General features: G+C 62.8%; 16 protein-coding genes. 13 read left to right on the top strand and 3 right to left on the bottom strand.

Annotated elements, in window-relative coordinates; genetic code table 11:
* Positions 1-24: 24 nt before the first annotated feature.
* Positions 25-2,541, bottom strand: coding sequence for a penicillin-binding protein 1A (locus tag U0O11_RS15545; RefSeq protein WP_107335931.1), 2,517 nt, complete (start codon positions 2,539-2,541; stop codon positions 25-27).
* Between the two features lie 248 nt (positions 2,542-2,789).
* On the opposite strand from U0O11_RS15545, the gene pilM reads away from it, so the two are divergent.
* The 12 genes from pilM (at position 2,790) to eno (ending at position 20,208) form a co-directional block, all read left to right on the top strand.
* Positions 2,790-3,854 carry a type IV pilus assembly protein PilM gene (gene pilM, locus U0O11_RS15540; RefSeq protein WP_107335932.1) on the top strand — a complete coding sequence of 355 codons (1,065 nt, stop codon included), beginning with the start codon at positions 2,790-2,792 and terminating at the stop codon, positions 3,852-3,854.
* The gene (locus U0O11_RS15535; RefSeq protein ID WP_064503256.1) at positions 3,851-4,441 is read left to right on the top strand and encodes a PilN domain-containing protein; all 591 of its coding nucleotides are present in this window, start codon (positions 3,851-3,853) and stop codon (positions 4,439-4,441) included. Before pilM ends, U0O11_RS15535 begins: the two co-directional genes overlap by 4 nt.
* A complete protein-coding gene (locus U0O11_RS15530) occupies positions 4,438-5,070 on the top strand; it encodes a type 4a pilus biogenesis protein PilO (protein ID WP_043332958.1) in 633 nt (210 codons plus the stop codon). Before U0O11_RS15535 ends, U0O11_RS15530 begins: the two co-directional genes overlap by 4 nt.
* A complete protein-coding gene (locus U0O11_RS15525) occupies positions 5,067-5,618 on the top strand; it encodes a pilus assembly protein PilP (RefSeq protein ID WP_279835897.1) in 552 nt (183 codons plus the stop codon). Before U0O11_RS15530 ends, U0O11_RS15525 begins: the two co-directional genes overlap by 4 nt.
* A 152-nt stretch (positions 5,619-5,770) precedes the next feature.
* Positions 5,771-7,828, top strand: coding sequence for a type IV pilus secretin PilQ (locus tag U0O11_RS15520; protein ID WP_279835898.1), 2,058 nt, complete (start codon positions 5,771-5,773; stop codon positions 7,826-7,828).
* Positions 7,828-8,370: a shikimate kinase AroK gene (gene aroK / locus U0O11_RS15515; protein ID WP_054556506.1), complete on the top strand. Its 543-nt coding sequence runs from the start codon at positions 7,828-7,830 to the stop codon at positions 8,368-8,370. Before U0O11_RS15520 ends, aroK begins: the two co-directional genes overlap by 1 nt.
* Positions 8,371-8,439: 69 nt before the next feature.
* Complete coding sequence (gene aroB / locus U0O11_RS15510; RefSeq protein ID WP_054556505.1) at positions 8,440-9,546, top strand: 3-dehydroquinate synthase; 1,107 nt, start codon at positions 8,440-8,442, stop codon at positions 9,544-9,546.
* Positions 9,547-10,053: 507 nt separating this feature from the next.
* Positions 10,054-14,505: a glutamate synthase large subunit gene (gltB, locus tag U0O11_RS15505; RefSeq protein ID WP_054556504.1), complete on the top strand. Its 4,452-nt coding sequence runs from the start codon at positions 10,054-10,056 to the stop codon at positions 14,503-14,505.
* A gap of 77 nt (positions 14,506-14,582) precedes the next feature.
* On the top strand, positions 14,583-15,998 hold the full coding sequence (locus tag U0O11_RS15500; protein ID WP_043332950.1) for an FAD-dependent oxidoreductase: 1,416 nt from the start codon (positions 14,583-14,585) through the stop codon (positions 15,996-15,998).
* A gap of 194 nt (positions 15,999-16,192) precedes the next feature.
* A complete protein-coding gene (locus tag U0O11_RS15495) occupies positions 16,193-17,833 on the top strand; it encodes a CTP synthase (RefSeq protein ID WP_043332948.1) in 1,641 nt (546 codons plus the stop codon).
* A 131-nt stretch (positions 17,834-17,964) separates the two neighbouring features.
* Positions 17,965-18,816, top strand: a complete 852-nt coding sequence (gene kdsA, locus U0O11_RS15490; RefSeq protein ID WP_279835900.1) for a 3-deoxy-8-phosphooctulonate synthase — start codon at positions 17,965-17,967, stop codon at positions 18,814-18,816.
* 102 nt (positions 18,817-18,918) lie between these two features.
* Positions 18,919-20,208 (top strand): phosphopyruvate hydratase, encoded by a 1,290-nt coding sequence (gene eno, locus U0O11_RS15485; RefSeq protein WP_043332946.1) that lies wholly within the window; start codon positions 18,919-18,921, stop codon positions 20,206-20,208.
* 1,262 nt (positions 20,209-21,470) lie between these two features.
* Here the strand turns inward: eno and fdxA are convergent.
* Together fdxA and mutS are read right to left on the bottom strand one after the other, a co-directional pair.
* On the bottom strand, positions 21,471-21,794 hold the full coding sequence (gene fdxA, locus U0O11_RS15480; protein ID WP_043333067.1) for a ferredoxin FdxA: 324 nt from the start codon (positions 21,792-21,794) through the stop codon (positions 21,471-21,473).
* A gap of 279 nt (positions 21,795-22,073) precedes the next feature.
* On the bottom strand, positions 22,074-24,653 hold the full coding sequence (gene mutS / locus U0O11_RS15475) for a DNA mismatch repair protein MutS (protein ID WP_153636588.1): 2,580 nt from the start codon (positions 24,651-24,653) through the stop codon (positions 22,074-22,076).
* Between the two features lie 166 nt (positions 24,654-24,819).
* On the opposite strand from mutS, the gene U0O11_RS15470 reads away from it, so the two are divergent.
* Complete coding sequence (locus U0O11_RS15470; RefSeq protein ID WP_404813635.1) at positions 24,820-25,356, top strand: CinA family protein; 537 nt, start codon at positions 24,820-24,822, stop codon at positions 25,354-25,356.
* Positions 25,357-25,403 lie beyond the last annotated feature (47 nt).

Below are 25,403 nucleotides of genomic sequence, written 5' to 3'. Positions count from 1 at the left end.
GGCAGGCGAGGTCTGGAGATCAGATCAGAAGATGGCCTCGAAAGTTCCGGTACCTTCCGAACCGCTTTCCTGCTCCAGTTCCTTGCGGATGGTGCGTTCCTGGTAGGGCGGCAGATTATCCTTGCGGAACAGCTCACTGATGCCGCCGGACTGACCGCTGCGCAGGCGCTTGCCAGAGTCCGGGTCGATGGTCGCCGTCACGATGTTGTCCGGACGCTCCATGGTGGAGGACGGCATGCCCTTGAGGGCGCCGCGCATGTAGTCGACCCAGATGGGCAGGGCGGCCTGGGCGCCATACTCGGCCAGGGTGTCGTTGGAGTCCTTGCCGACCCAGACCGTGGCCACCAGCTTGCTGTTGAAGCCGGAGAACCAGGCATCACGCTGGTCGTTGGTGGTGCCGGTCTTGCCGGCCAGGTCATCACGACCCAGCGCCAGGGCGCCACGGCCAGTACCGCGCTTGATGACATCCTGCATCATGTCGCGGATCAGATACATGGCTTCGGGGGAGGCGACACGCTCGGCCAGCGGGTACTGGCGACCGTCACGATTGACGGTGACCATGCCCGGCGCACAGTTGGCGCAGGCAACCGGCGGATGCGCTTCATAGTCGGTCTCGTCATCGCCACGCGTGATGGTATCGATGTACCAGGGCTCGACACGGAAGCCGCCATTGGAGAGCACGGCATAGCCGCGTGCCATCTCCAGCGGGGTCAGCGAGGCGCTGCCCAGGGCCAGTGACAGGCCATTGGGCAGCTCGTCACGCTGGAAGCCCAGCTTGACCAGGAAGTCGAGGGTCTTGTCGAGGCCGACCGTCTGCAGCAGGCGCACGGAGACCAGGTTCAGCGAACGATACAGGCCAACGCGGATACGGGTCGGGCCGGTGAACTTGCCGCCGGCATTTTCCGGACGCCACACCTTGCCGCCATCCTGAAGCACGACAGGGGCGTTGTTGATGATGGTCGCCGGTGACATGCCGGCCTGCTCGAGCCCGGATAGATAGACGAACGGCTTGAAGATCGAGCCTGCCTGACGGCGTGCCTGGATGGCGCGGTTGAACTTGCTGGCGGAATAGCTGAAGCCACCTTGCAGGGCGAGGATGGCGCCACTTTCCGGGTCCAGCGAGACGATGGCGGATTGCGCGTCCGGCAGCTGGCCCAGACGGTAGCCGTCGTCCTGCTTGATCACGCGTACCAGATCACCGGCCTTGGCGATCTCGGCGGCCGACCCCGGCACGCCACCACGCCATTTGGCGCTCTTGTACTCACGCGCCCACTTCAGGCCGTCCCAATCGAGGGTCACGACCGTGGCGTCGGCCAGCAGTGCCTTCATCTGCTTGCCGGTGCTTTCGACCACGATGGCGGCCTTCAGCGGGCCGTAATCCGGGGTGCGATCGAGCACTTTCAGCCAGTTCGAGACATCACGGTCGATGCCGGCGATGCGCTTCTCGCTCTTCTGGGCCGCCTGCTTGGCGGTTTCCAGCACTTCCGGTGACTTGGAGAGTTCTTCCTCGAGGCCGGCCTGATCGGTCTGGTCCTGAGCTTCCGCCAGGGAGGCGGCGATGTCGGATTCCTCGACCCCGCGCCAACCGTGGCGGGTATCGTAGGCGATCAGCCCCTTGATCAGTGCATCACGTGCCATTGGCTGCAGCGAGCTGTCCAGCGTCGTGGTGATGCGGACGTTGTCGGTGTAGGCCTTGTCGCCGAAGCGGTCGACGGCGAAGCTGCGCGCCATTTCCGCGACGTAGGGTGCCTGCACTTCCGGCCGGGAGTAGTGGCGTGCCGCGGTGATCGGTGCCTTGACGGCTTCGTCATAGGCCTGCGGCTCGATGTAGCCCAGCTCCTTCATGCGCAGCAGGATCCAGTTGCGACGGATCAGTGCGCGCTGCGGGTTGGTCAGCGGGTTGAAGCTCGACGGCGCCTTGGGCAGGCCGGCCAGCATGGCCTGCTCGGCCAGGGTCAGCTCATCCAGGGACTTGTCGTAGTAGGTGCGCGCAGCGGCGGCGATCCCGTAGGCGCGATGGCCCAGGAAGATCTTGTTGACGTAGAGCTCCATGATCTCCTGCTTGGAGAGGATCTCTTCCATCTGCAGCGACAGCAGAATCTCGCGAATCTTGCGCGTGAATGTCTGGTCCAGCGTCAGCAGATAGTTGCGCGCCACCTGCATGGTGATGGTGCTGCCACCGGACTGGATGCTGCCGCTGGAGGCCAGCTGCACGGCCGCGCGCGCCAGCCCCTTGGGGTCGATGCCCGGGTGGGAGAAGAAGTTGCTGTCCTCGGCGGCGAGGAGGGCGTCGACGAAGGTCTCGGGGATCTCGTCGTAGGTGACCGGGATGCGGCGCTGGTCACCGTATTCGCCGATCAGCTTGCCATCGCGGGTATAGATGCGCAGCGGCGTCTGCAGCTTGGTATCCTGAAGCTGATGGACGTCGGGCAGGCCCGGCGAGAAGTACAGCGAAGCGCCAACGATGGCCAGAAGTCCCGCGGCACATAGTGATAGCAGCAGCCAGAACACTGGCGAAAATAGTCGTCTCAATAGCTTCATGGGCAAGACAGGGTCCGTGGGTAAGAAAAGCGAGTGGCTGCGCGGGGATTGGCAATTCCATTGCTGGGGCATTATAAGTAGCGGGTTCAGATGCGGCCAGCGTTGAACCCTGACTTGCGCGTCTGTTGTGTTATTCTGGGAAACATAATGTAACATCCTGGAATGATAGAGGGTGTCGCGGCAACGTCGTCAGGGAACCGGCGGCCAGCCAGTCTGGCAAGATCGTCATCAGAGCAGGGGAACGCCAATTGCTGGGACTCAAATCCGCCGGCAAGGGACTCATTGGGGTCGATATCACGTCGGCCACGGTGAAGCTCCTGGAGCTGTCCAGGCAAGGAAATCGATACCAGATCGATAGCTATGCGGTGCGTCCACTCAAGGAAGGCGCAGTCGTCGAGCGACGTATACGGGACATGGACGAAGTCGTGCTGGCCATCAAGCGCGCGGTCGAGCAGGCACAGCCGCGCTCGAAGCGCGCCGTGGTCGCGGTTCCCGCGAGCGCTGCCATCACCAAGACACTGAGCTTCCCGGCCAATCTTGCCGATGACGAGATCGAGCAGCGCATCGCGCTCGAGTCCGAGAAGCACTTTCCCTTTCCGCTGAACGATGTCGCGTTCGACTTCCAGCATCTGGGCGTCAATCCGCGCAATCCCGATCAGCAGGACCTGCTGCTGGTGGCGTGTCGCAGCCTGGACGTCGATCAGCTGACCTCGGCACTGTCCCAGGCCGGCCTCGAGCCAGCTGCCGTCGATGTCGAGACCTTCTCCCTCGAGCGCGCCTTCGGCGAGCTGCGTCATCAGTTGCCGCCGACCTACGACAACGAAGAGTGCGTTGCCGTCGTCGATATCGGTGCGACGATGACCGCCTTCCACGTCATCCAGAATGGCCGCATCGTCTACAGTCGCGACGCCGTCTTCGGGGGGCGTCAGCTGACGGACGAGATCATGAATCGCTTCGATCTCTCCAATGATGAGGCGGGCCTGGCCAAGAAGCGTGGCGGTCTGCCGGATACCTATGACAGCGAAGTGCTGGGTCCGTTCCGCGAGACGCTCATCCAGCAGATCGCACGCTCACTGCAGCTCTATTACACCGCCGGCAAGCGCCGCGAGGTGCAGCGTATCCTGCTCGGGGGCGGTACGGCCGCCATCGTCGGGCTGCGTGAAGGCCTGGCGGAGCACACCGGGCTTGAAGTGATCATGGCCAACCCCTTCACTCACATGAGCGTCAATCCGCGCGTCGACATCCAGGCGCTGGCGGGCGATGCCCCGGCGATGCTCACGGCCTGCGGTCTTGCGATGAGGAAGCGCTCATGACCATCGAGATCAACCTGCTTTCCTGGCGTGAAGATCGGCGTGAGAAGCGCAGCAAGCGCTTCATGGGCATACTGGCGCTGGCGGCTGTCATCGGTATCGGTGGCGGCTATGGCATGAGCGAGTATTACCAGAGTCAGCTCGAGGCGCAGCAGCAGCGCCATGCCTTCATCGAGAAGGAAATGGCCCGCCTCAATCGGGACATCAAGGAAGTCGAGGACATCGAGGCACGCCGCACCCAGATGCTCGACCAGATAGAGCTGATCCGCAGTCTGCAGTTCTCGCGTCCGGAAACGGTGCGGGTCTTCAATCAGCTGGTGACGTCTCTGGTGGACGGCGCCTGGTATCAGAGCATCAGTCGCAGCGGGCGCCAGCTCAAGGCGAATGGCACGGCGGAAAGCACGCGTCAGGTCTCGGGTCTGATGCGCGCCATCGCCCTGTCGGATTCCTTCGGCACCCCGACGCTCTCCGATGTGCAGAGCAATGACGACGATCAGCGCAGCTTCAATATCATGATTCCGGAGCGCCCGACGGGGTCGGCGCTGAGCGCTGCCGATGCGGAAAATGACAAGAAAGGAGGTCGGCGATGAGTTTCATCGATGCTGAAATCCGCCGCCTCAAGTCGACGGATTTTCGTGATCTTGATCTGAAGGAAGCCGGCATCTGGCCGGTCACGCTGCAGGCCGTGCTGGCGCTCATCGTGCTGGGCGCCCTGTTCTGGGCGTCCCATTGGTTCCTTGCCGCGCCCAAGGCGGAAGACCTCGAGCGTCTGCGTGCCCAGGAAAGTCAGCTGCTCCAGCAGTTCGAGAGCAAGGCGTTCAAGGCCGCCAACCTGCCGGCCATGCGCGAGCAGATGGTGGAGCTGGAGTCCCGCATGGGGCAGCTGCTGGAAATGCTGCCCACCGACGCGGAAGTCCCGGCGCTGCTGGATGACATCAGCGAGACGGCGATCAACAACCAGCTGGCGGTCGAGTACATTCGTCTGAAGCCGGCGGAGAATCGCAACTTCTATGTCGAACAACCTTTCGATATCAAGGTGCGCGGCGACTATCATCGTATCGCCGCCTTCATTTCCGGTGTCGCGGGGCTTTCACGCATCGTGACGCTGCATGATTTCGTGCTGACGCCGGTCGCCAACAGCGATGATCTCGAGCTTTCGCTGCTGGCCAAGACCTACAATTATCGCCAGACCCCGGCAACATCAGGAGGCAAGCAATGAGCCTGATGACACGTCGAAATACCGTGATGGGAAGTGTGTTGCTGGCCACTCTGCTGGCGGGTTGTGGAGATCCGCAGCTGGGCGCGCTGGAGGGGGAGCTCGAGTCCTTGAGAGGGCGTCCTTCCGGCAAGGTGCAGGAGTTGCCGCCGCAACCCGAGTATCATCCCGTCACCTATGACATGGCGGACGCGCGCAGTCCTTTCCAATCACGCCTGCCGGAGCCCGAAGAGGAGCTGACGGCCGTCGACAACGGTGTGCGACCGGACCTCGATCGCCCTCGTGAACCACTGGAAGCCTGGCCGATGGAGCAGCTCAGCATGGTCGGGACGCTGGATGTCGATGGCGCGCGTTCGGCGTTGATTCTGACGCCGGAGCAGGAAGTCCAGCGTGTGCGGGTCGGCAACCACATGGGCAGCAACTTCGGCAGGATCACCCGTATCGGTGATACGCAGATCGATATGGTGGAAATCGTGCCCAATGGTCAGGGCGGTTGGATAGAGCGGTCTCGCGCCATGGCGCTGAAAGAGCCCGTGTCGCAAGGTGGTTGAGATCACTGGCGTTGGCAGTAGCCATATTGTCACGGAAGACGAACGGTCGACCCGCAAGAGTTGGCGACCGACACCATAACGCTTCGATAAGAATAAGGCGCGATCAGCCCGACGGTTGAACGGAGCCACGGCGAGACAGGGGACTAGGGAACATGACGCGATTGCAACGAATGAGTCTGCTGGGGCTGGCGGCAGTCGGTAGCCTGATGGCGAATGTGGCGATGGCTGCGTCGTCGCTGCAGGACCTCAACTTCACCGCCCTCGGGGGCGACCGTATGGAGCTCAAGCTCGACTTCGTCGGCGGAGTGCCGGAGGTCAAGGGCTACCGTATCGAGACGCCGCCGCGCATCACCATCGACCTCCTGGATACCAGCAGCCAGCTCGACAAGCGTCGCTTCGATCTGGGGCTCAGCGGCGTGGACGAACTGGTGGCGCTGGAGGCCGGCTCGCGCACGCGTCTGGTCATGAAGCTCAACCAGTCCAAGCCGTACGTCACGCGCACCGAGGGCAACAGCCTCTACGTCATCATCGGCGAGCAGGGCGGTGCGCCGGGCGCTCAGCCTGCGGCTGCCTCCCAGGCGAACGCCACCAATGTGCCGCCGGACAATCGTGCCCTGGAAGTGGCCAGCGAGCCGGCCGTCAGTGGCATCGATTTCCGTCGTGGCACGGACGGCGAAGGTCGTGTCGTGATCAACTTCAACCGCTCCAACGTCGAGTCGCGCGTCACCGAGCGTGGGCGCAAGATCTACGTCGACATCAAGGGCGTGAAGCTGCCGCCGGAGATGAATCAGGTGCTGGATGTCGGCGATTTCGCCACGCCGGTGACGCGTATCGATCCGCAGCGTACCCGTGATGGCGTGCGCATGGTGGTGGATGCCAGTGGCTACTACACCCAGCTTGCCACCCAGGCAGGCAACGAGCTGGTGCTCGAGGTCAAACCGCTGACGCGTGAAGAGCAGGCGGAGCGCATCAAGGACAAGTTCCCCTACACTGGCAAGAAGATCTCGCTCAACTTCCAGAACATCGAAGTGCGCTCCGTGCTGCAGATCATCGCTGACTTCACGGGGCTCAATCTGGTCGCCAGTGACAACGTCACCGGCAACGTGACCCTGAACCTGAAGGAAGTGCCCTGGGATCAGGCGCTGGATCTGGTGCTCAAGTCCAACGGTCTGGCCAGTCGTCGCATGGGCAACGTGCTGATGGTCGCGCCGGCCGAAGAGTTGGCGGCACTGGAGCGCAAGGAGCTCGAGGCGAACCAGCAGGTCAAGGAGCTGGCGCCGATGACCACCGAATACATCCAGGTGCGTTATGCCAAGGCGGCGGATCTGGCGGCGTTGCTGCGCGGTGAAGGCGGGATCGGTCTGCTGTCCGAGCGGGGTCGCGTGATGGTCGATGAGCGCACCAACACCATGCTGATCCAGGATACCCGCGATACGCTCGAGTCCATTCGCGGCACGCTGGAATATCTCGATATCCCGGTGCGTCAGGTGCAGATCGAGGCGCGCATCGTCATCGCGCGCAGCAGCGTCTCCAGCGAGATCGGTGTCAACTGGGGGCTTTCCAACAGCAGCAACGGCAAGTTCGGCCTGGAAGGCGCGTCGACCGGTACGACCAGCAACGGTGGTCTGAGCGTAGATCTGGGGGATGACAGCAGTCCGGGAAGCACCTTCAGCTTCGGTTACCTGTCCGGCGATATCCTGCTGGACCTGGAGCTCTCGGCGCTGGAAAGCGAAGGCAAGAGCCAGACCATTTCCCAGCCCAAGATCATCACCGCCAACCAGAAGAAGGCCGTCATCAAGCAGGGTCAGGAAATTCCCTACGAGGAGGCGACCTCCAGCGGTGCGACCAACATAGAGTTCAAGGAAGCGGTGCTGGCATTGGAAGTGACGCCGCAGATCACGCCTGACAACCGCATCATCATGGATCTGTTGATCAACAATGACGATGTCTCCGATGACAGCTTCAATGGCGAACCGGCCATCGATACCAATGAAATCGAGACGCAGGTGCTGGTCAATGACGGCGAAACCGTGGTGCTGGGCGGCATTCTGACCTCCGAGCAGATTCGCAGCGTCTTCAAGACGCCCTTCCTCGGGGACCTGCCGGTGATCGGGAATCTGTTCCGCTATACCGAAGAGTCCAACGAGAAGGTAGAATTGCTGGTATTCATTACCCCGAAGATCATCGAGGACGGCCTGGCGGTGCGCTGATGCATGTGATTCCCAACGTATTCCTTGTTGGCCCCATGGGGGCCGGCAAGAGCACTATCGGCCGCCTGCTGGCGGCCGACTTGCATCGTGAATTTTGCGATAGCGACCATGTGATTGAAGACCGCTGCGGAGCCAGCATTCCGTGGATTTTCGACGTCGAGGGCGAGTCCGGCTTTCGTGAGCGTGAGCAGGCTGTCATCGATGAGCTGACCTCGCTCAGGGAAGTCGTGATGGCCACCGGTGGTGGCGCCATCATGGCGGAGGCCAATCGGCGCGTACTGCGCGAACGCGGCACTGTCGTGTATCTCTACGCGCCTGTCGAACAGCAGCTCAAGCGAGCCGGCCGTGATCGCAATCGTCCGCTGTTGCAGCAGGATGACCCCGGGCGGGTGCTCAAGCGCCTGTTCGAGTTGCGTGACCCGCTCTACCGCGAGACGGCCGATATCATCGTGCGTACCGATCGGCGCAGCCCTCGGGCGGTCACCAACGAGATCCGTCGCCGCATCAAGGCGCTGGCGGACCCGTTGCACGCCCCTGGCTAGTCTCATCAGCGGCTGGTGGCCCTGGCGGGCATCAGTCGCTGTCATCTGTTTCGCCCAAGGAGAATTCTGATGTCCCTGGCACCTGCTCATCGTCTTGATGTCGCGCTTGGCGAGCGTAGTTACCCCATTCATATCGGGCCGGGCCTGACCGCACGTGGTGATCTGATTCGGGAGCACCTTGCGGGGCGTCAGGTGATGATCGTCACCAACACCGTGGTGGCACCGCTGTATCTGGACGCACTGAAGGCCTCGTTGGGCGAGGGACTCGATATCCGCGAGGTCATTCTCGACGACGGTGAGCAGACCAAGCACATGGCCAGCATCGGCCTGATCTGGGATGCCCTGCTCGAGGCCGGCTTCAATCGCCGCTGCACCTTGATCGCCCTCGGTGGTGGCGTGATCGGTGACATGACCGGCTTCGCGGCGGCCTGCTATCAGCGGGGCGCAGCCTTCATCCAGGTGCCGACCACGCTGCTGTCGCAGGTGGATTCCTCGGTGGGCGGCAAGACCGGCGTCAATCATCCGCGCGGCAAGAACATGCTGGGCGCCTTCTGGCAGCCGCGTCTGGTGCTGATCGATACCGCAAGCCTCAAGACATTGCCGCAGCGTGAGCTGTCAGCGGGCATGGCCGAGGTCATCAAGTATGGTCTGCTGTGGGATGAAAGCTTCCTGAGCTGGCTGGAAGACAACATGACGGCCTTGATGGCGCTGGACGAGACCCTGCTCGGTGAAGCCATTCGCCGCAGCTGTGCCATCAAGGCGGATGTCGTGGCGCAGGACGAGACCGAGCAGGGCGTGCGTGCGCTGCTTAATCTGGGTCACACCTTCGGGCATGCTATCGAGACGGACCAGGGCTATGGCGTCTGGCTGCACGGTGAAGCCGTCGGCACCGGCATGCTGATGGCGGCTGAGCTTTCGGCGCGCATGGGCTGGCTGTCGAGTGCGGATGTGGAGCGTGTCTCGCACATCATTGCCAAGGCGGGCCTGCCGCTGGCGGCTCCGGAAGATATGGGTGTCGAGGACTTCCTCAAGCACATGCAGCTGGACAAGAAGAATGTCGATGGCCGTCTGCGCCTGATCCTGCTTGAGCGCATCGGCCGAGCGGTGATTACCGAAGAGGCGCCAGCCGGCGTGCTGGCCGACATGCTGGAGCACTGGCCACGCAGCTCTCGCTGACATCCCGGCCAGCCATCGGCTGGTTCATGGGCGCTGCACGACCACGCAAGCCGTCACCCTTTGGGTGGCGGCTTTTCTTTTGGCCGGTGTCAGCGCGCCGTGACGGAGTCATTGGTGGAGCGTGATTCCTGAATTGGTATGCCGTATGCGTAATCGGTATGGGGTAAATCGAATAAAAACGCTGTTTTTTATTTAACCAATACTAAAGTTGCAAGGCGAAATTCATGAGGCATGTCTACCCGCTAAGCGCTTGAGCCTACAGGGTTTTTTGGTTGAATGTTCTTCTAACCTTCGGTTTTGTCAGGTTTTTTTGGTCGATGGGCGACCTGTGGAGAATTGCGCAGGCGGGAAGCTGGGGGATATGCTCGAGGGAAATCTGGCGTCGTGTAGCGACACTGATGGCGCCACTATCGGCAGGTATAAAAATAAAGATAACCGATAACTATAACCGGGAAAATGCTTGAAAAAAAGCATCTGGACACATGATTTCTCCGTGAGGCACGCCCCATGAACAAAGGTCTCCACCATCCGGGAGAGTTCCGCGACAACTGCGGCTTCGGTCTGATCGCCCATATGGAAGGGCAGGCGAGCCACGAACTCCTGCAGACCGCCATTGAATCCCTGACCTGCATGACCCACCGTGGCGGGATTGCCGCTGACGGCAAGACCGGCGATGGCTGTGGCCTGCTGCTCAAGATGCCGGACGGCTTCATGCGCCAGATCGCTCGAGAAACCCTCGGGCTGGAACTGGGCGCCCGCTATGCCGTTGGCACGCTTTTCCTGCCCGATGATGACGCGCGTGAACAGTCCGCGCGTGACGCCTTCGAGTCGGCGCTGAGCGCGCGCAATCTCGAGGTGCTGGGCTGGCGCGACATGCCGGTAGATGACAGCGTGTGCGGCCCGATGGCCCGCGACTGCCTGCCGCGCATCCGTCAGGTCTTCGTCGGCGCCGCCGACGAGCGCACTGACATCGCCTTCAATGTCGATCTGTTCATGGCGCGTCGCTATGCCGAGCAGGCGCTGAAGAGTGAAGAGGACTTCTACGTCTGCTCGCTTTCCGGCAAGGTCATCTCCTTCAAGGGCCTGGTGATGCCGGAAGATCTTCCGCGCTTCTACAAGGACCTGGGCGACCCGCGCCTCGAGACTGCGATCTGTGTCTTCCACCAGCGCTTCTCGACCAACACCGCGCCGCGCTGGCCGCTGGCCCAGCCGTTCCGCTTCCTCGCCCACAACGGCGAGATCAACACCATCGAGGCCAACCGCGGCTGGGCCAACGCGCGCAAGGAGAACTTCGTCTCCGAGCAGCTGCCCGAGATCGCCGAGCTGGACGAGATCGTCAACACTGTCGGCTCCGACTCCTCCAGCATGGACAACATGCTGGAAGTCCTGCTGACCGGTGGCATGGATATCTATCGCGCCATCCGCATGATGGTGCCGCCGGCGTGGCAGAACGTCGAGCAGATGGACTCCGATCTGCGTGCCTTCTACGAATACAACTCCATGCACATGGAGGCCTGGGACGGTCCGGCGGGCATCGTGCTCACCGACGGTCGCCACGCCGTGTGCATGCTGGACCGCAACGGCCTGCGTCCGGCGCGTTGGGTCATAACGCGCAATGGTTTCATCACCCTGGCCTCCGAGATCGGCACCTACGATTACAAGCCGGAAGATGTCGTCGCCAAGGGGCGCGTCGGGCCGGGGCAGGTGCTGGGTGTCGATACCGAGACCGGTGAAGTGCTGCACACCGATCAGGTCAGCGAGCGCCTCAAGGGCGCGCATCCCTACAAGCGCTGGCTGCGTGAGAACGCCAACTATCTCGAGTCAGCACTGACCGAGCTGGCGCGTTTTCAGCCGATGGATGCCGATCAGCTGGACGTCTACCAGAAGATGTTCCAGGTCAGCTTCGAGGAGCGCGATCAGCTGCTGCGCCCGCTGGCCGAGAGCGGTCAGGAGGCGGTCGGCTCGATGGGCGATGACACGCCGATGGCCGTGCTGTCGCGCCAGAACCGCGTGCTGACCGACTACTTCCGTCAGAAGTTTGCCCAGGTCACCAACCCGCCGATCGATCCGCTGCGCGAAGCGATCGTGATGTCGCTGGAGACCTGCTGTGGCGCCGAGCTCAACATCTTCGACGCGACGCCGGAGCACGCGCATCGCCTGATCCTGACCACGCCGGTGCTGTCACCGCGCAAGTTCAATGCGCTGGTCAATCACGAAGATCCGGCCTTCACCTCGCAGACGCTCAAGCTGCACTACGATCCGGCGCAGGATTCCCTCAAGCAGGCGCTCAAGGGCCTCTGTCAGCAGGCCGAGGAAGCGGCGCGCAATGGCAAGGTGATCCTGGTACTCAGCGACTGTGGCTTGAAGAAGGGGCAGCTGCCGATCCACGCCGCACTGGCGACTGGCGCCATCCATCATCACCTCGGTGCGCTGGCCCTGCGCCCGCGCGTCAACCTGGTGATCGAGACCGGCTATGCGCGTGACGCGCACCAGATGGCAGTGCTGTTCGGGGTCGGCGCCACGGCGGTCTACCCGTACCTTGCCTATCAGGTGATGGCTGACATGCATCGCACCGGCGAGCTGTCCGGCAACCCTGCTGATGCCCGCGAGAACTATCGCAAGGGCATGCAGAAGGGGCTCTACAAGATCCTGTCCAAGATGGGCATCTCGCACATCGGCTCCTACCGTGGCTCGCAGCTGTTCGAGGCGGTCGGTCTCAACAGTGAAGTCATGGACATGTGCTTCACCGGCATGGCCTCGCGCATCGAAGGCGCCGGCTTTGCCGAGCTGCAGTTCCAGCAGGAGCTGCTGGCCCGTGAAGCCTGGCTGCCGCGCAAGCGCATCAAGCAGGGCGGACTGGTCAAGTACGTGCATGGTGGCGAATACCACGCCTACAACCCGGATGTGGTGGTGAAGCTGCAGCAGGCCGTGCAGCAGGGTGACTACGGCAAGTGGAAGGAATTCGCGCGCCTGGTCAACGAGCGCCCGGTGGCGACCATTCGTGACCTGCTGACCCTCAAGCCGGTCGCCGAGCCGCTGCCGATCGAGGAAGTCGAGTCCGTCGAGTCCCTGTTGCCGCGCTTCGACAGTGCCGGCATGTCGCTTGGTGCACTGTCTCCCGAGGCACATGAAGCGCTGGCCCAGGCCATGAATGAGGCCGGTGGGCGCTCCAACTCCGGTGAAGGCGGTGAAGACCCGGCGCGTTACGGCACCGTGCGCTCCTCCAAGATCAAGCAGATCGCCTCCGGTCGCTTCGGTGTCACGCCGGCGTACCTGGTCAATGCCGAGGTACTGCAGATCAAGGTCGCACAGGGCGCCAAGCCCGGTGAGGGCGGTCAGCTGCCGGGCGGCAAGGTCAACGACCTGATTGCACGTCTGCGCTACGCCGTGCCGGGGGTGACACTGATCTCGCCGCCGCCGCACCACGATATCTATTCCATCGAGGATCTGGCGCAGCTGATCTTCGATCTCAAGCAGGTCAACCCGTCGGCGCAGGTCTCGGTCAAGCTGGTCTCCGAGCCGGGGATCGGCACCATCGCCACCGGTGTCGCCAAGGCGTACGCCGACCTGATCACCGTCTCCGGCTATGACGGTGGCACCGCGGCCAGCCCGATCACCTCGATCAAGCACGCCGGTTCCCCGTGGGAACTGGGGCTGCCCGAGGTGCATCAGGCGCTGCGCATCAACCAGCTGCGTCACAAGATTCGTCTGCAGACGGATGGTGGCCTCAAGACCGGCCTGGACGTGGTCAAGGCCGCGATCCTGGGCGCCGAGAGCTTCGGCTTCGGTACCGCGCCGATGGTCGCACTGGGCTGCAAGTACCTGCGTATCTGTCACCTGAACAACTGTGCCACCGGTGTCGCGACCCAGCACCAGGCGCTGCGTGACGAGCATTTCCGCGGCACCGTCGAGATGGTCAAGCACTACTTCCGCTTCATCGCCGAGGAAGTGCGCGAGCTGATGGCACTGCTGGGCGTGCGTCAGATCACCGACCTGATCGGTCGTACCGATCTGCTCGAAGTGCTGGAAGGTGAGACCAACGCGCAGCGTCGTCTCGACCTCACGCCGTTGCTGGGCAATGACTTCGTGCCCAAGGACGCGCCGCAGTTCTGCCAGGTCAGCCGCAACGAGCCGCATGATCCCGGTGCCAAGAACCTCGAGATGCTGGCCGCGATGGAATCTGCGATCGACAGCCGCAGCGGTGGCGAGTTCAGTTTCCATGTCACCAACTGCGATCGCTCGGTGGGCGCGCGTGTCTCGGGTGAAATCGCCAAGCGCTATGGCGAGGCCGGATTGGCGGGCTCGCCGCTCAAGGTCAGCCTGACCGGTGTGGCAGGCCAGAGCTTCGGTGTCTGGAACGCGCACGGACTCGAGATGCATCTGGAAGGCGACGCCAACGACTATGTCGGCAAGGGCATGAACGGCGGCAAGCTGACCATCGTGCCGCCGCGTGGTTCGCGCTTCGAGAGCCACAAGACTGCCATCATCGGCAACACCTGCCTGTACGGCGCGACCGGCGGGCGGCTGTATGCCGCGGGCACCGCCGGCGAGCGCTTCGGGGTGCGTAACTCCGGTGCGCACGCCGTGATCGAAGGCGCGGGTGATCACTGCTGTGAGTACATGACCGGCGGTCTGGTGTGCGTGCTGGGCGAGACAGGCGTCAACTTCGGTGCGGGCATGACCGGCGGCTTCGCCTACGTGCTGGACGAGAATCGCGACTTCGTCGACAAGTACAACCACGAGCTGGTGGAAATCCACCGCATCAATACCGAAGCCATGGAGGCCTATCGTCGCCATCTGCGCGAAGTCATCGAGGAATATGTGGCCGAGACCGGCTCCGAGCGCGGGCGCGACATCCTGCGTGATTTCCCTGACTTCGTGCGTCACTTCTGGTTGGTCAAGCCGAAGGCGGCAAGCCTCAACGGCCTGCTGGACCAGTCACGGCGTCAGCCGGAGTGATCGCACCCCTCACCCCAGCATGCCTCGGGTGAGGGCCCGCACCGCGACGGTGCCCGGATTTTGAAGGAGGATTCATCATGGCCAATCAGCTCGCCAACGACTTCCAGTTCATCGATGTGGGTCGTCAGGACCCGCAGAAGAAAGATGCTCGCGTGCGCGCACGTGAGTTCAACGAGATCTATGCCGAGTTCAAGCCGGTAGAAGCCGCCAGCCAGGCACATCGCTGCCTGGGCTGTGGCAACCCCTACTGTGAGTGGAAGTGCCCGGTACACAACTACATTCCCAACTGGCTGAAGCTGGTCTCCGAGGGCAATATCCTTGAAGCCGCCGAGCTTTCGCACCAGACCAACTCGCTGCCGGAAGTCTGTGGTCGCGTCTGCCCGCAGGACCGTCTCTGCGAGGGCGACTGCACCCTGAATGACGGCTTCGGTGCCGTCACCATCGGCTCGGTGGAGAAGTACATCACCGACACCGCCTTCGCGATGGGCTGGCGCCCCGACATGTCCAAGGTCAGCTGGACCGACAAGCGCGTCGCCATCATCGGTGCAGGCCCGGCGGGTCTCGGTGCCGCCGATATCCTGGTGCGCAATGGCGTGCGTCCGGTGATTTATGATCGCCATCCGGAAATCGGCGGTCTGCTGACCTTCGGTATCCCGGAGTTCAAGCTCGAGAAGGGCGTGATGACGCGCCGCCGCGAGATCTTCGAAGAGATGGGCATGGAGTTCCGTCTCAACGTCGAGGTCGGGCGTGATGTGACCTTCGATGCGCTGCTCGAGGAATACGATGCCGTCTTCCTCGGTATGGGTACCTACAACGCCATGAGTGGCGGCTTCCCGGGCGAGGATCTGCCGGGCGTGCACAAGGCGCTCGACTTCCTGATCGCCAACGTCAATCACTGCCTGGGCTTCGAGAAGGACCCGGCGGATTACGTCTCCATGGAAGGCAAGAAGGTCGTGGTGCTCGGCGGCGGTGATACCGCGATGGACTGCAACCGCACCTCCATCCGCCAGGGCGCGGAAAGCGTGACCTGTGCCTACCGTCGTGACGAGGCCAACATGCCGGGCTCACGTCGTGAGGTGACCAATGCCCGCGAAGAGGGCGTCGATTTCCTCTTCAACCGTCAGCCGGTGGCAGTGGTCGGCGATGGCAAGGTCGAAGGCGTCAAGGTCGTGCGCACCCGCCTGGGTGAGCCGGATGCCAATGGTCGTCAGCGTCCGGAAGTGGTGCCGGGTTCCGAAGAGATTCTGCCGGCGGATGCCGTGGTCGTGGCCTTCGGCTTCCAGGCAAGCCCTGCGCCGTGGTTCGCCGACTTCGACATCGCCGTCGATGAGCGTGGCCGCATCGCGACCAGCGCCGAGCGTCATGCCTTCCAGACCACCAATGCCAAGGTGTTCGCTGGCGGTGACATGGTGCGCGGCTCCGATCTGGTGGTGACCGCCATCGATGAAGGTCGCCGTGCCGCTGAAGGGATTCTTGATTTCCTGGAAGTGTAAGGGTCATGTGACGTCACGCATCAGGCCCGCCACGGCGGGTCTGATGCGTTATGGCGGGTGCATCGGATGGCGACGCGAGATGGGCAGGTGGTGGCATTCAAATTGAGCCGGAGCAGCCTTTCCGCTAGACTGGCGACCCATCCTGATCCGTTCCCCCGGATCTCTCCTACAGCTCACGTTTTCGGCAGGTTTCCATGACACGATTTATCTTCGTGACGGGCGGCGTTGTGTCCTCGCTTGGCAAGGGCATCGCATCCGCTTCGCTGGCGGCTATTCTCGAGGCCCGTGGCCTCAAGGTCACCATCCTCAAGCTGGATCCGTACATCAACGTCGATCCGGGCACCATGAGCCCGTTCCAGCACGGCGAAGTCTTTGTCACCGAAGATGGCGCGGAAACCGACCTCGACCTCGGTCACTACGAGCGTTTCATCCGCTCGCGCATGACCCAGGGCAACAACTTCACTACCGGTCGCGTCTACGAGCACGTGCTGCGCAAGGAGCGCCGCGGTGACTACCTCGGCGGAACAGTGCAGGTCATCCCGCACATCACCGACGAGATCAAGCGTCGCGTGATCGCCGGCGGTGAAGGCTATGACGTCGCACTGGTCGAGATCGGCGGTACCGTGGGTGACATCGAGTCGCTGCCGTTCCTGGAGTCCATCCGTCAGCTGCGTGCGCAGCTGGGTGGCGAGCGTGCACTCTTCATGCACCTGACGCTGGTGCCGTACATCAAGACGGCCGGCGAGACCAAGACCAAGCCGACCCAGCACAGCGTCAAGGAGCTGCGCTCCATCGGTATCCAGCCGGATATCCTGATCTGCCGCAGCGAAGTCGAGATCGAGGAAAGCGAGCGTCGCAAGATCTCGCTGTTCACCAACGTCGAAGAGCGTGCCGTCGTCTCCCTGCAGGATGCCGACACCATCTATCGCATTCCGTTGATGCTCCACGAAGCCGGCCTCGACGAGATCGTCTGCGACAAGTTCCGCCTGGAGGCCAAAGAGGCCGACATGTCCGAGTGGGTCGCGGTGCTCGACGCCAAGCTCAACCCGCTCAAGACCATCAACATCGCGATGGTCGGCAAGTACATGGAGCTGCTCGACGCCTACAAGTCGCTGAACGAGGCGCTGATCCACGCCGGTATCCAGGGGCGTGTGAAGGTCAACGTCGACTTCATCGACTCCGAGGAAATCGAGCGCAACGGCACCGACCGTCTGATCGGCAAGGACGCGGTGCTGGTACCGGGCGGCTTCGGCGAGCGTGGCGTGGAAGGCAAGATCGCCACTGCGCGCTTCGCGCGTGAGAACAAGGTGCCGTATCTGGGCATCTGCCTGGGCATGCAGGTTGCCGTCATCGAGTTCGCGCGTAACGTGGCAGGCTGGAGCGATGCCAACTCCACCGAGTTCACCCATGACACCCAGCACCCGGTGGTCGGTCTGATCACCGAGTGGCTGACGCCGGAAGGCAAGATCGAGACCCGCGACGCGGCGTCTGATCTGGGCGGCACTATGCGCCTCGGCGGCCAGGCCTGCAGCCTGCTCAACGGCTCCAAGGCGCATCAGGCCTATGGCAGCGACGAGATCGTCGAGCGTCACCGTCACCGCTATGAGGTCAACGACCAGTTCGTGCCGGCCCTTGAAGAAGCGGGCCTGATCTTCTCCGGTCGCAGCGTCGACAACTCTCTGGTCGAGATGGTCGAGCTGCCGGATCACCCGTGGTTCGTGGCATGTCAGTTCCACCCGGAATTCACCTCCACGCCGCGTGATGGCCATCCGCTGTTCACCGGCTTCGTGAATGCCGCGCTCAATCACAAGGCGGCGCGTACTCGCGGCGAGTGATAGGGTGTTGAGCGGGCGCCACCTCGGGTGGCGCCCGTAGGTCTTCTCCGCGGTGGTTGCATGTCTTGATGTTCGCCAGAGCATCATCAGGCAGACTGCCGATGGACAACGATTTGATGGACGGTGCAGAGATGAGCAACGAACAACGCATGATCGGATTTGCGGGTCTGCAAGTCGCCAACGATCGTCCGATGACGCTTTTCGGTGGCATGAACGTGCTCGAATCGCGGGAGCTGGCGCTGGAAGTCGCCGAGCAGTATGTCGAAGTGACGACACGCCTGGGCATGCCGTACGTCTTCAAGGCCAGCTTCGACAAGGCCAATCGCAGCTCCATGCACTCCTACCGTGGTCCCGGGATGGAGAAGGGGCTCGAGATTCTGGCCGAGATCAAGTCGCGCTTCGGTGTGCCGATCATCACGGACGTGCATGAGCCGCATCAGGCGGCAGCCGTGGCGGAAGTGGCCGATGTCATCCAGCTGCCGGCCTTCCTGGCGCGGCAGACGGACCTGGTCGTGGCCATGGCGCGCACCGGCGCCGTCATCAACGTCAAGAAGCCGCAGTTCCTCGCGCCGCACGAGATGCGCCATGTCGTCGCCAAGTGCGGTGAAGCGGGCAATGACCGGATTCTGCTGTGCGAGCGTGGCTCCAGCTTCGGTTACAACAACCTGGTGGTCGACATGCTCGGCATGGCCGAGATGAAGGATAGCGGCCTGCCGGTATTGTTCGATGTCACCCACTCGCTGCAGCGCCCGGGCGGGCGAGCCGATTCCGCTGGCGGGCGTCGTGAGCAGGTCTTCGATCTGGCACGCTCCGGTGTCGCATTGGGGCTGGCGGGTCTGTTCCTCGAAGCGCATCCGGACCCGGACAACGCCAAGTGTGACGGCCCCTGCGCCTTGCCGCTGGATCAGCTCGAACCCTTCCTGCGCCAGCTGCAATCGCTGGATGCACTGGTCAAGGGCTTCGCGCCGCTGGACATTCGTTGAGCAGGACTACTGGCCGTTCACCCCTGTGTGAGCGGCCTTTTTGCACTATGGGCAAGATGCCCGTCGTGGTGTTTCAATCCCCCGTGTAGAGGACGACACAAGATGGCCAATATCGTCGAAATCCGCGCCCTTGAGGTGCTCGATTCCCGTGGTAACCCGACCGTACAGGCCGAGGTCGTGCTGGAGGGTGGCCAACGCGCCAGTGCCTGCGCTCCTTCCGGTGCCTCCACCGGTTCGCGTGAAGCGCTGGAATTGCGTGATGGCGACAAGAGCCGTTATCTGGGCAAGGGCGTGCTGAAGGCAGTCGAAGCCGTCAATGGCGCGATCCGCGAGCGCCTCGTGGGCATGGATGCACTCGACCAGCGCGCGCTGGACGATGCCATGCTGGCGCTGGACGGTACCGAGAACAAGGAATCGCTGGGTGCCAACGCGATTCTTGCCGTCTCTCTGGCGGCTGCCAAGGCGGCAGCGCAGGCCAAGGGCATCGAGCTCTACGCTCACATCGCTGAGCTTTACGGCCAGCCAGGCCAGTACTCCATGCCGGTGCCGATGATGAACATCATCAACGGCGGTGAACATGCCGACAACAATGTCGACATCCAGGAGTTCATGGTCCAGCCGGTCGGCGCGCCGACCTTCCGTGAAGCACTGCGCACCGGCGCCGAGATCTTCCACGCGCTGAAGAAGGTGCTGCAGGGTCGCGAGCTGAGCACCTCCGTGGGTGATGAAGGTGGCTTTGCACCGAACCTGGCGTCCAACTCCGAAGCACTGGCCGTCATCAAGCAGGCCGTCAGCGATGCAGGCTACACCCTGGGCACCGATGTGACCCTGGCGCTGGATTGCGCGTCTTCCGAGTTCTACAAGGACGGTCAGTACAACCTGTCCGGCGAAGGCAAGAGCTTCGACGCACGTGGTTTCGTCGACTATCTGGCCGGCCTGGCCGCGGAATATCCGATCGTCTCCATCGAAGACGGCATGGATGAGTCCGACTGGGAAGGCTGGAAGATGCTGACCGACGAGTTGGGCGACAAGGTGCAGCTGGTCGGCGACGATCTGTTCGTCACCAATACGCGCATCCTGAGCCGTGGTATCGATGAAGGCATCGGCAACTCCATCCTGATCAAGTTCAACCAGATCGGCTCACTGTCCGAGACCCTGGATGCGATCAAGATGGCGCAGGCCGCCGGCTTCACCGCGGTCATCTCCCACCGCAGTGGCGAGACCGAAGACACCACCATCGCCGACCTCGCCGTCGGTACCTGTGCTGGCCAGATCAAGACCGGCTCTCTGTGCCGCTCTGACCGTGTCGCCAAGTACAACCGTCTGCTGGTGATCGAGCAGCAGCTGGGTGACGTGGCTTACAACGGCCTGAAAGAGATCAAGGGTCAGTAATCGCCTGTGATGTGAGGGCTCAGCGCCCAGCATCGCAGAGGTAACTTGCAACGGGGTCGTGCCTTCTGGCACGGCCCCGTTGTGCATTGCAGGCGATGATTGAGTGCGTTTGAGGGGGATGCAGGAAACAGGCCGTTTTCAGGCACTGATTTCGTGTAAGCCATCTCTTACAAATCCCGCAGGACAATCGAGACACTGGCTGCGAGTCGCCTGCGGACATGAACGTATGTTCTTCAATATCTATTTGATTTTATTGATGATATTTTCTTTGACGGCCTGTTCAGATATAGCGGGTTAAGCGGTTTGGCTAGTTGCCTCGCCGGCGAATGCTGCCCAGAATGGCTGCATGGACGTGAGGGTGCGGCGGGACACCGCAGTCTCGGCAGGATGCCAACGGGATGATCAGAAAAGACTTGATGGCGAGACAGGACGTTTCGCCCCGCTGAGCAGGACGCTCGGCGGAAAAGGACCTGACATGGACGTCGGTAGCAGAGAGCTGCATATCTTCGCTTGAAGGAGTCAGGCGAGAAATGCTAGGGAAGCAAGGATAGCGGGCATGACACCGGAGTGTGTCAGGATCAGGATGATCCGTCGGCGATGGGAAGCGCCACACAGGCAGGAAGCACGATAACGACACGGAGTGTCGAAGAGCCCCAGGCTCTGATATGCAGTCAGGAAGCTTGCCCTTCACAGGAAGTGACGGATGACGGGACATCATCCGCGTCAGGAATGATGGGGCAGAAAGCGGCAGCATCAAGTGGCAGGAAGCCACGACAAGGATGGTCGGACAAGGAATGTCGTGAGGCTGTCAGCTGCACAGGCAGGGAGCGGTACAGGCAGGACGCCGGGCAATGCATGGGCAGGACAGCAGGACAGGCAAATATCTGCACTAACGGGCATTGCGGTGGGACAGCTGCGCGAGCAGTGCTGCAATGCCCGCCACGCGTGACGGTGCGCCCCGAATGACAGGATGTCGTGAAGGGCAGGGACAGCACTCAGGAGTGCGATCCAGGATGGATCGACAGGGACACGCTTGGAGCGGGCGACCTTACGGGGTCGCCCTTTTTTATGCCCGGATGTCAGGGGGCTGAGCTCCTGACATGAGCTTGAGTCTCCGACTTCAGGCACCGACTTCAAGCATCAGAGACAGAAACGGCAGCGGCTCCCGAGGGAATCGCTGCCGTTTCTGTCGTGAGACCCGGGCTTGCCCGGTCAGGGCGGGCAAGCCGCTTGCCACGTGAGATGCGGGTTGCTTGAGGGGCTTACTGCTCCAGATACTCAAGCTTGCCATCGACACCATCCCACTTCTCGGCGTCTTCCATGGCGTCCTTCTTCTCGCTGATGTTCGGCCAGACTTCGGCCAGATCGGCATTCAGCTCGATGAATTCCTTCTGGTTCTCCGGCACTTCATCTTCGGAGAAGATGGCTTCGGCGGGGCATTCCGGCTCACACAGCGCGCAGTCAATGCACTCATCCGGGTTGATCACCAGGAAGTTCGGGCCTTCGTAGAAGCAATCCACCGGGCAGACTTCCACGCAGTCGGTGTATTTGCAGCGAATGCAGTTCTCGGTGACGATGAATGCCATGCAGGTCTCCTGACGCGGATTGGCGTCTCTCTCGTAGGTCGTGGTCCAGGCGCCCACCATGTGTCATCTCGGCGACATCATGGTCTTCAGGTTATAAGCGGCGCAGATGTTATAAGGCGTTATTCTAGTGGCGCTCTGCCGCCCCCGCAATCAGCAGGGGCGGATCGTTTTGGAATGGTGCTATGCCCGAAGGTTGCTGTCGAGCCTTGCCGCGCATTCTCGGGCCTTGCCACTCATTCTCGGGCCGGGCACGCCAACGCTGGCTCGGTGTGACGGCGCTCAGCGCTGACGGTGCCATTCGTAGATCAGCTCCAGCGCTCGCTTGGGGCTCAGATCATCCGGGTCTAGGCCATTGAGGGCCTCGACAACCGGATGCGGCGGTGCCGCGAACAGGTCATTCTGCTGCGGTACCGGCTGGCCCAGCGCATCCTCGCGCGCCACCTGCGGACGATCGACTTCCTGCTGCTCCAGGCTGGTCAGCTTCTCGCGCGCGCGCAGGATGACGCTCTGCGGCACCCCGGCCAGCTGGGCCACCTGCAGGCCATAGCTCTGGCTGGCAGGGCCTTCCTCGACACGGTGCATGAAGACGATGCCATCGCCGTGCTCAGCGGCCGTCAGGTGCACGTTGGCGACGGCATCGGCATGCTCGGGCAGCGCCGTCATCTCGAAGTAATGGGTCGCGAACAGGGTGAAGGCACGCGTGCGCGCCAGATGCTCGGCGCTGGCCCATGCCAGTGACAGGCCATCGAAGGTCGAGGTGCCGCGGCCGATTTCATCCATCAACACCAGGCTCTCATCAGTGGCGTTATGCAGGATGCTGGCGGTCTCGGTCATCTCGACCATGAAGGTCGAGCGGCCGCCGGCCAGGTCATCCGAGGAGCCGATGCGCGTGAAGATGCGGTCCAGCGGGCCGATGCAGGCGCGCGACGCCGGCACGAAGCTGCCGGTATGCGCGAGCAGAGCGATCAGTGCCGTCTGGCGCATGTAGGTGGATTTACCGCCCATGTTGGGGCCGGTGATCACCAGCATGCGCCGCGCATCATCGAAGCGCACATCGTTGGGAACGAAGGGATGATCGCTGACATGCTCGACCACCGGGTGGCGTCCGCCTTCGATATCGATGCCCGGGGTCTCGCTGAGTTCGGGGCGCACGAAATCGAGCGAGGCAGCGCGATCGGCGAAGGCGGTCAGCACATCCAGTGACGCCAGTGCGCGGGCCGTCTGCTGCAGGCCATCCAGTTCGGTATTCAGGTCATCCAGCAGGTGCTCGTACAGCAGCTTCTCGCGCGCCAGTGACTTGGACTTGGCAGACAGCGCCTTGTCCTCGAACTCCTTGAGCTCGGGGATGATGAAGCGCTCGGCATTCTTGAGGGTCTGGCGACGGATGTATTCCGGCGGGGCCTCGGCCGATTGCGAGCGCGGCAGCTCGATGAAGTAGCCATGCACGCGGTTGTAGCCGACCTTGAGGTTGCTCAGGCCGGTGCGCTCGCGCTCGCGGGTCTCGAGTGCGACCAGATACTGGCCGGCGTTCTCGGACAGGCCGCGATACTCGTCCAGCTCATCGTCGTAGCCATCGGCGATCACGCCACCATCGCGCAGCACCACCGGCGGATTCTCGACCAGCGCCTCGCTGAGCATCGCGGAAAGTGCCGGGAACAGGCGGATGGCATCGCGCAGGTCATCGATGGCGCTGCCTTTTTCGACGCTGGCGAGCACGGCGCGCAGCTCGGGCAGAGTGTTGAGGCCATCGCGCAGGCGTGCCATGTCACGGGGGCGTGCGCTGCGCAGCGCGACACGGGCGAGGATACGCTCCACATCGCCGATGCGCTTGAGCAGGCCTTGCAGCTCGAAGGGGTAGTCGCCATCCAGCAGACGTTGCACCGCCGCCTGACGCTGGCCGATCTGGAGCTGATCGCGCAGCGGGCGGTTGAGCCAGCGCTTGAGCAGGCGTGAACCCATCGCGGTCGCGGTGACGTCCAGCACGCTGGCCAGCGTGTTGTCGCTGGTGCCGCCCAGGTTGGTGTCGATCTCGAGGTTGCGACGGCTGGCGGCATCGATCACCACCGAGTCATCGCGGCTCTCGACGGCCAGCGCGGTCACGTGGGGCAGGCCGGTACGCTGGGTGTCGCGAGCGTAGTCGAGCAGGGCACCGGCTGCCGTGACGGCGCGCGTCAGGTGGCTGCAGCCGAAGCCGTTGAGGTCCTGGACGCCGAACTGATCGCACAGCAGGCGCAAGGCAGTCTCGTGATCGAAGTGCCAATCGCTCTGGCGGGTCAGGCCCGGGCGCGAGGCCAGGCTGGCGGGGAGGGTACGGCTTTCGCCGACCATGACTTCGGCAGGCGACAGACGCTGGATCTCGGCCAGCAGCTCGTCATCACCATTGACCTCGAGCACGCTGAAGCGACCGGAGGAGAGCTCGAGAGCGGCCAGGCCCCAGGTCTCGCCATCACGATGCAGCGCCACCAGCAGGTTGTCGCGGCTGGCATCCAGCAGCGCCTCATCATGCAGCGTTCCCGGGGTGACGATACGTACCACCTTGCGCTCGACAGGCCCCTTGCTGGTCGCCGGGTCACCGATCTGCTCACAGATGGCTACCGATTCGCCCATCTTGACCAGGCGTGCCAGATAGCCTTCGGCGCTGTGGTAGGGCACCCCTGCCATGGGGATCGGGGAACCGCCGGAGCTGCCGCGCGCCGTCAGCGTGATATCGAGCAGTTGTGCTGCGCGCTTGGCGTCCTCATGAAACAGTTCATAGAAGTCGCCCATGCGATAGAACAGCAGCACGCCGGGGTGCTCGCGTTTGATCTTCATGTACTGCGTCATCATCGGCGTCATCTGGGGCGCGCTGTTCTTGGCCATGGCCATGGACTTCCTTGACTGCACTGCAATGGGAAAAAGCACACATGCGAGAGCACGGCATGCGGGATGCGCGATATTCTACGGACTGGCGCGGCCGGCTCCAATGCCTGTGATGTCTCATGCTCGCTGCCCTTTTCACCCGATGACCTCCACAAGGAGAAAGTTCGTGAGCCGATTGACTGGTACGACCCCCGAGGCTGCGTGCGCGAATGCCCTGGCTGAGCAGTTGCAGGCGTTGGCAGTCGCGCGCGGCGTGCGCATCACCACCGCCGAGTCGTGCACCGGGGGCGGGGTGAGTGCGGCGATCACGGCGATTGCCGGTAGCTCCAGCTATTTCGATGCGGGCTACGTGACCTATTCCAATGCCACCAAGCAGCGCCTGCTGGGGGTCAGTGAGACATCGCTTGAAACATTCGGTGCCGTCTCAGAGGCGGTCGTGTGCGAGATGGTGCGGGGCGCCTGTCGCGAAAGTGGCGCTGAGCTGGGGGTGGCGATCAGCGGTGTGGCCGGCCCCGGCGGGGGAAGTGACGAGAAGCCCGTCGGCACCGTATGGCTGGCGTGGGGGAGCGAGGCGCGCCAGCAGGCACGCTGCTGTCACTTTCCCGGCGACCGGCAGGCCGTGCGCGACGCCGCGGTGCGGGAGGCATTGCAGGGCTTGATCGAGCGCGTGGAGGCCTTGCAGATCGGCACCGAAGACGCATGAGCCCGATGCAAGCCCCGCGTTGAGGGTGCTGCCTGAAAAAGCGCATC

Origin of the sequence: Cobetia sp. D5, from assembly GCF_035666195.1 — a bacterium.
In the GTDB taxonomy this organism is placed as follows: Bacteria; Pseudomonadota; Gammaproteobacteria; order Pseudomonadales; family Halomonadaceae; genus Cobetia; species Cobetia amphilecti.
Note: the sequence above shows the minus strand (reverse complement) of the source record. Positions and strands in the feature narration are given on the sequence as shown.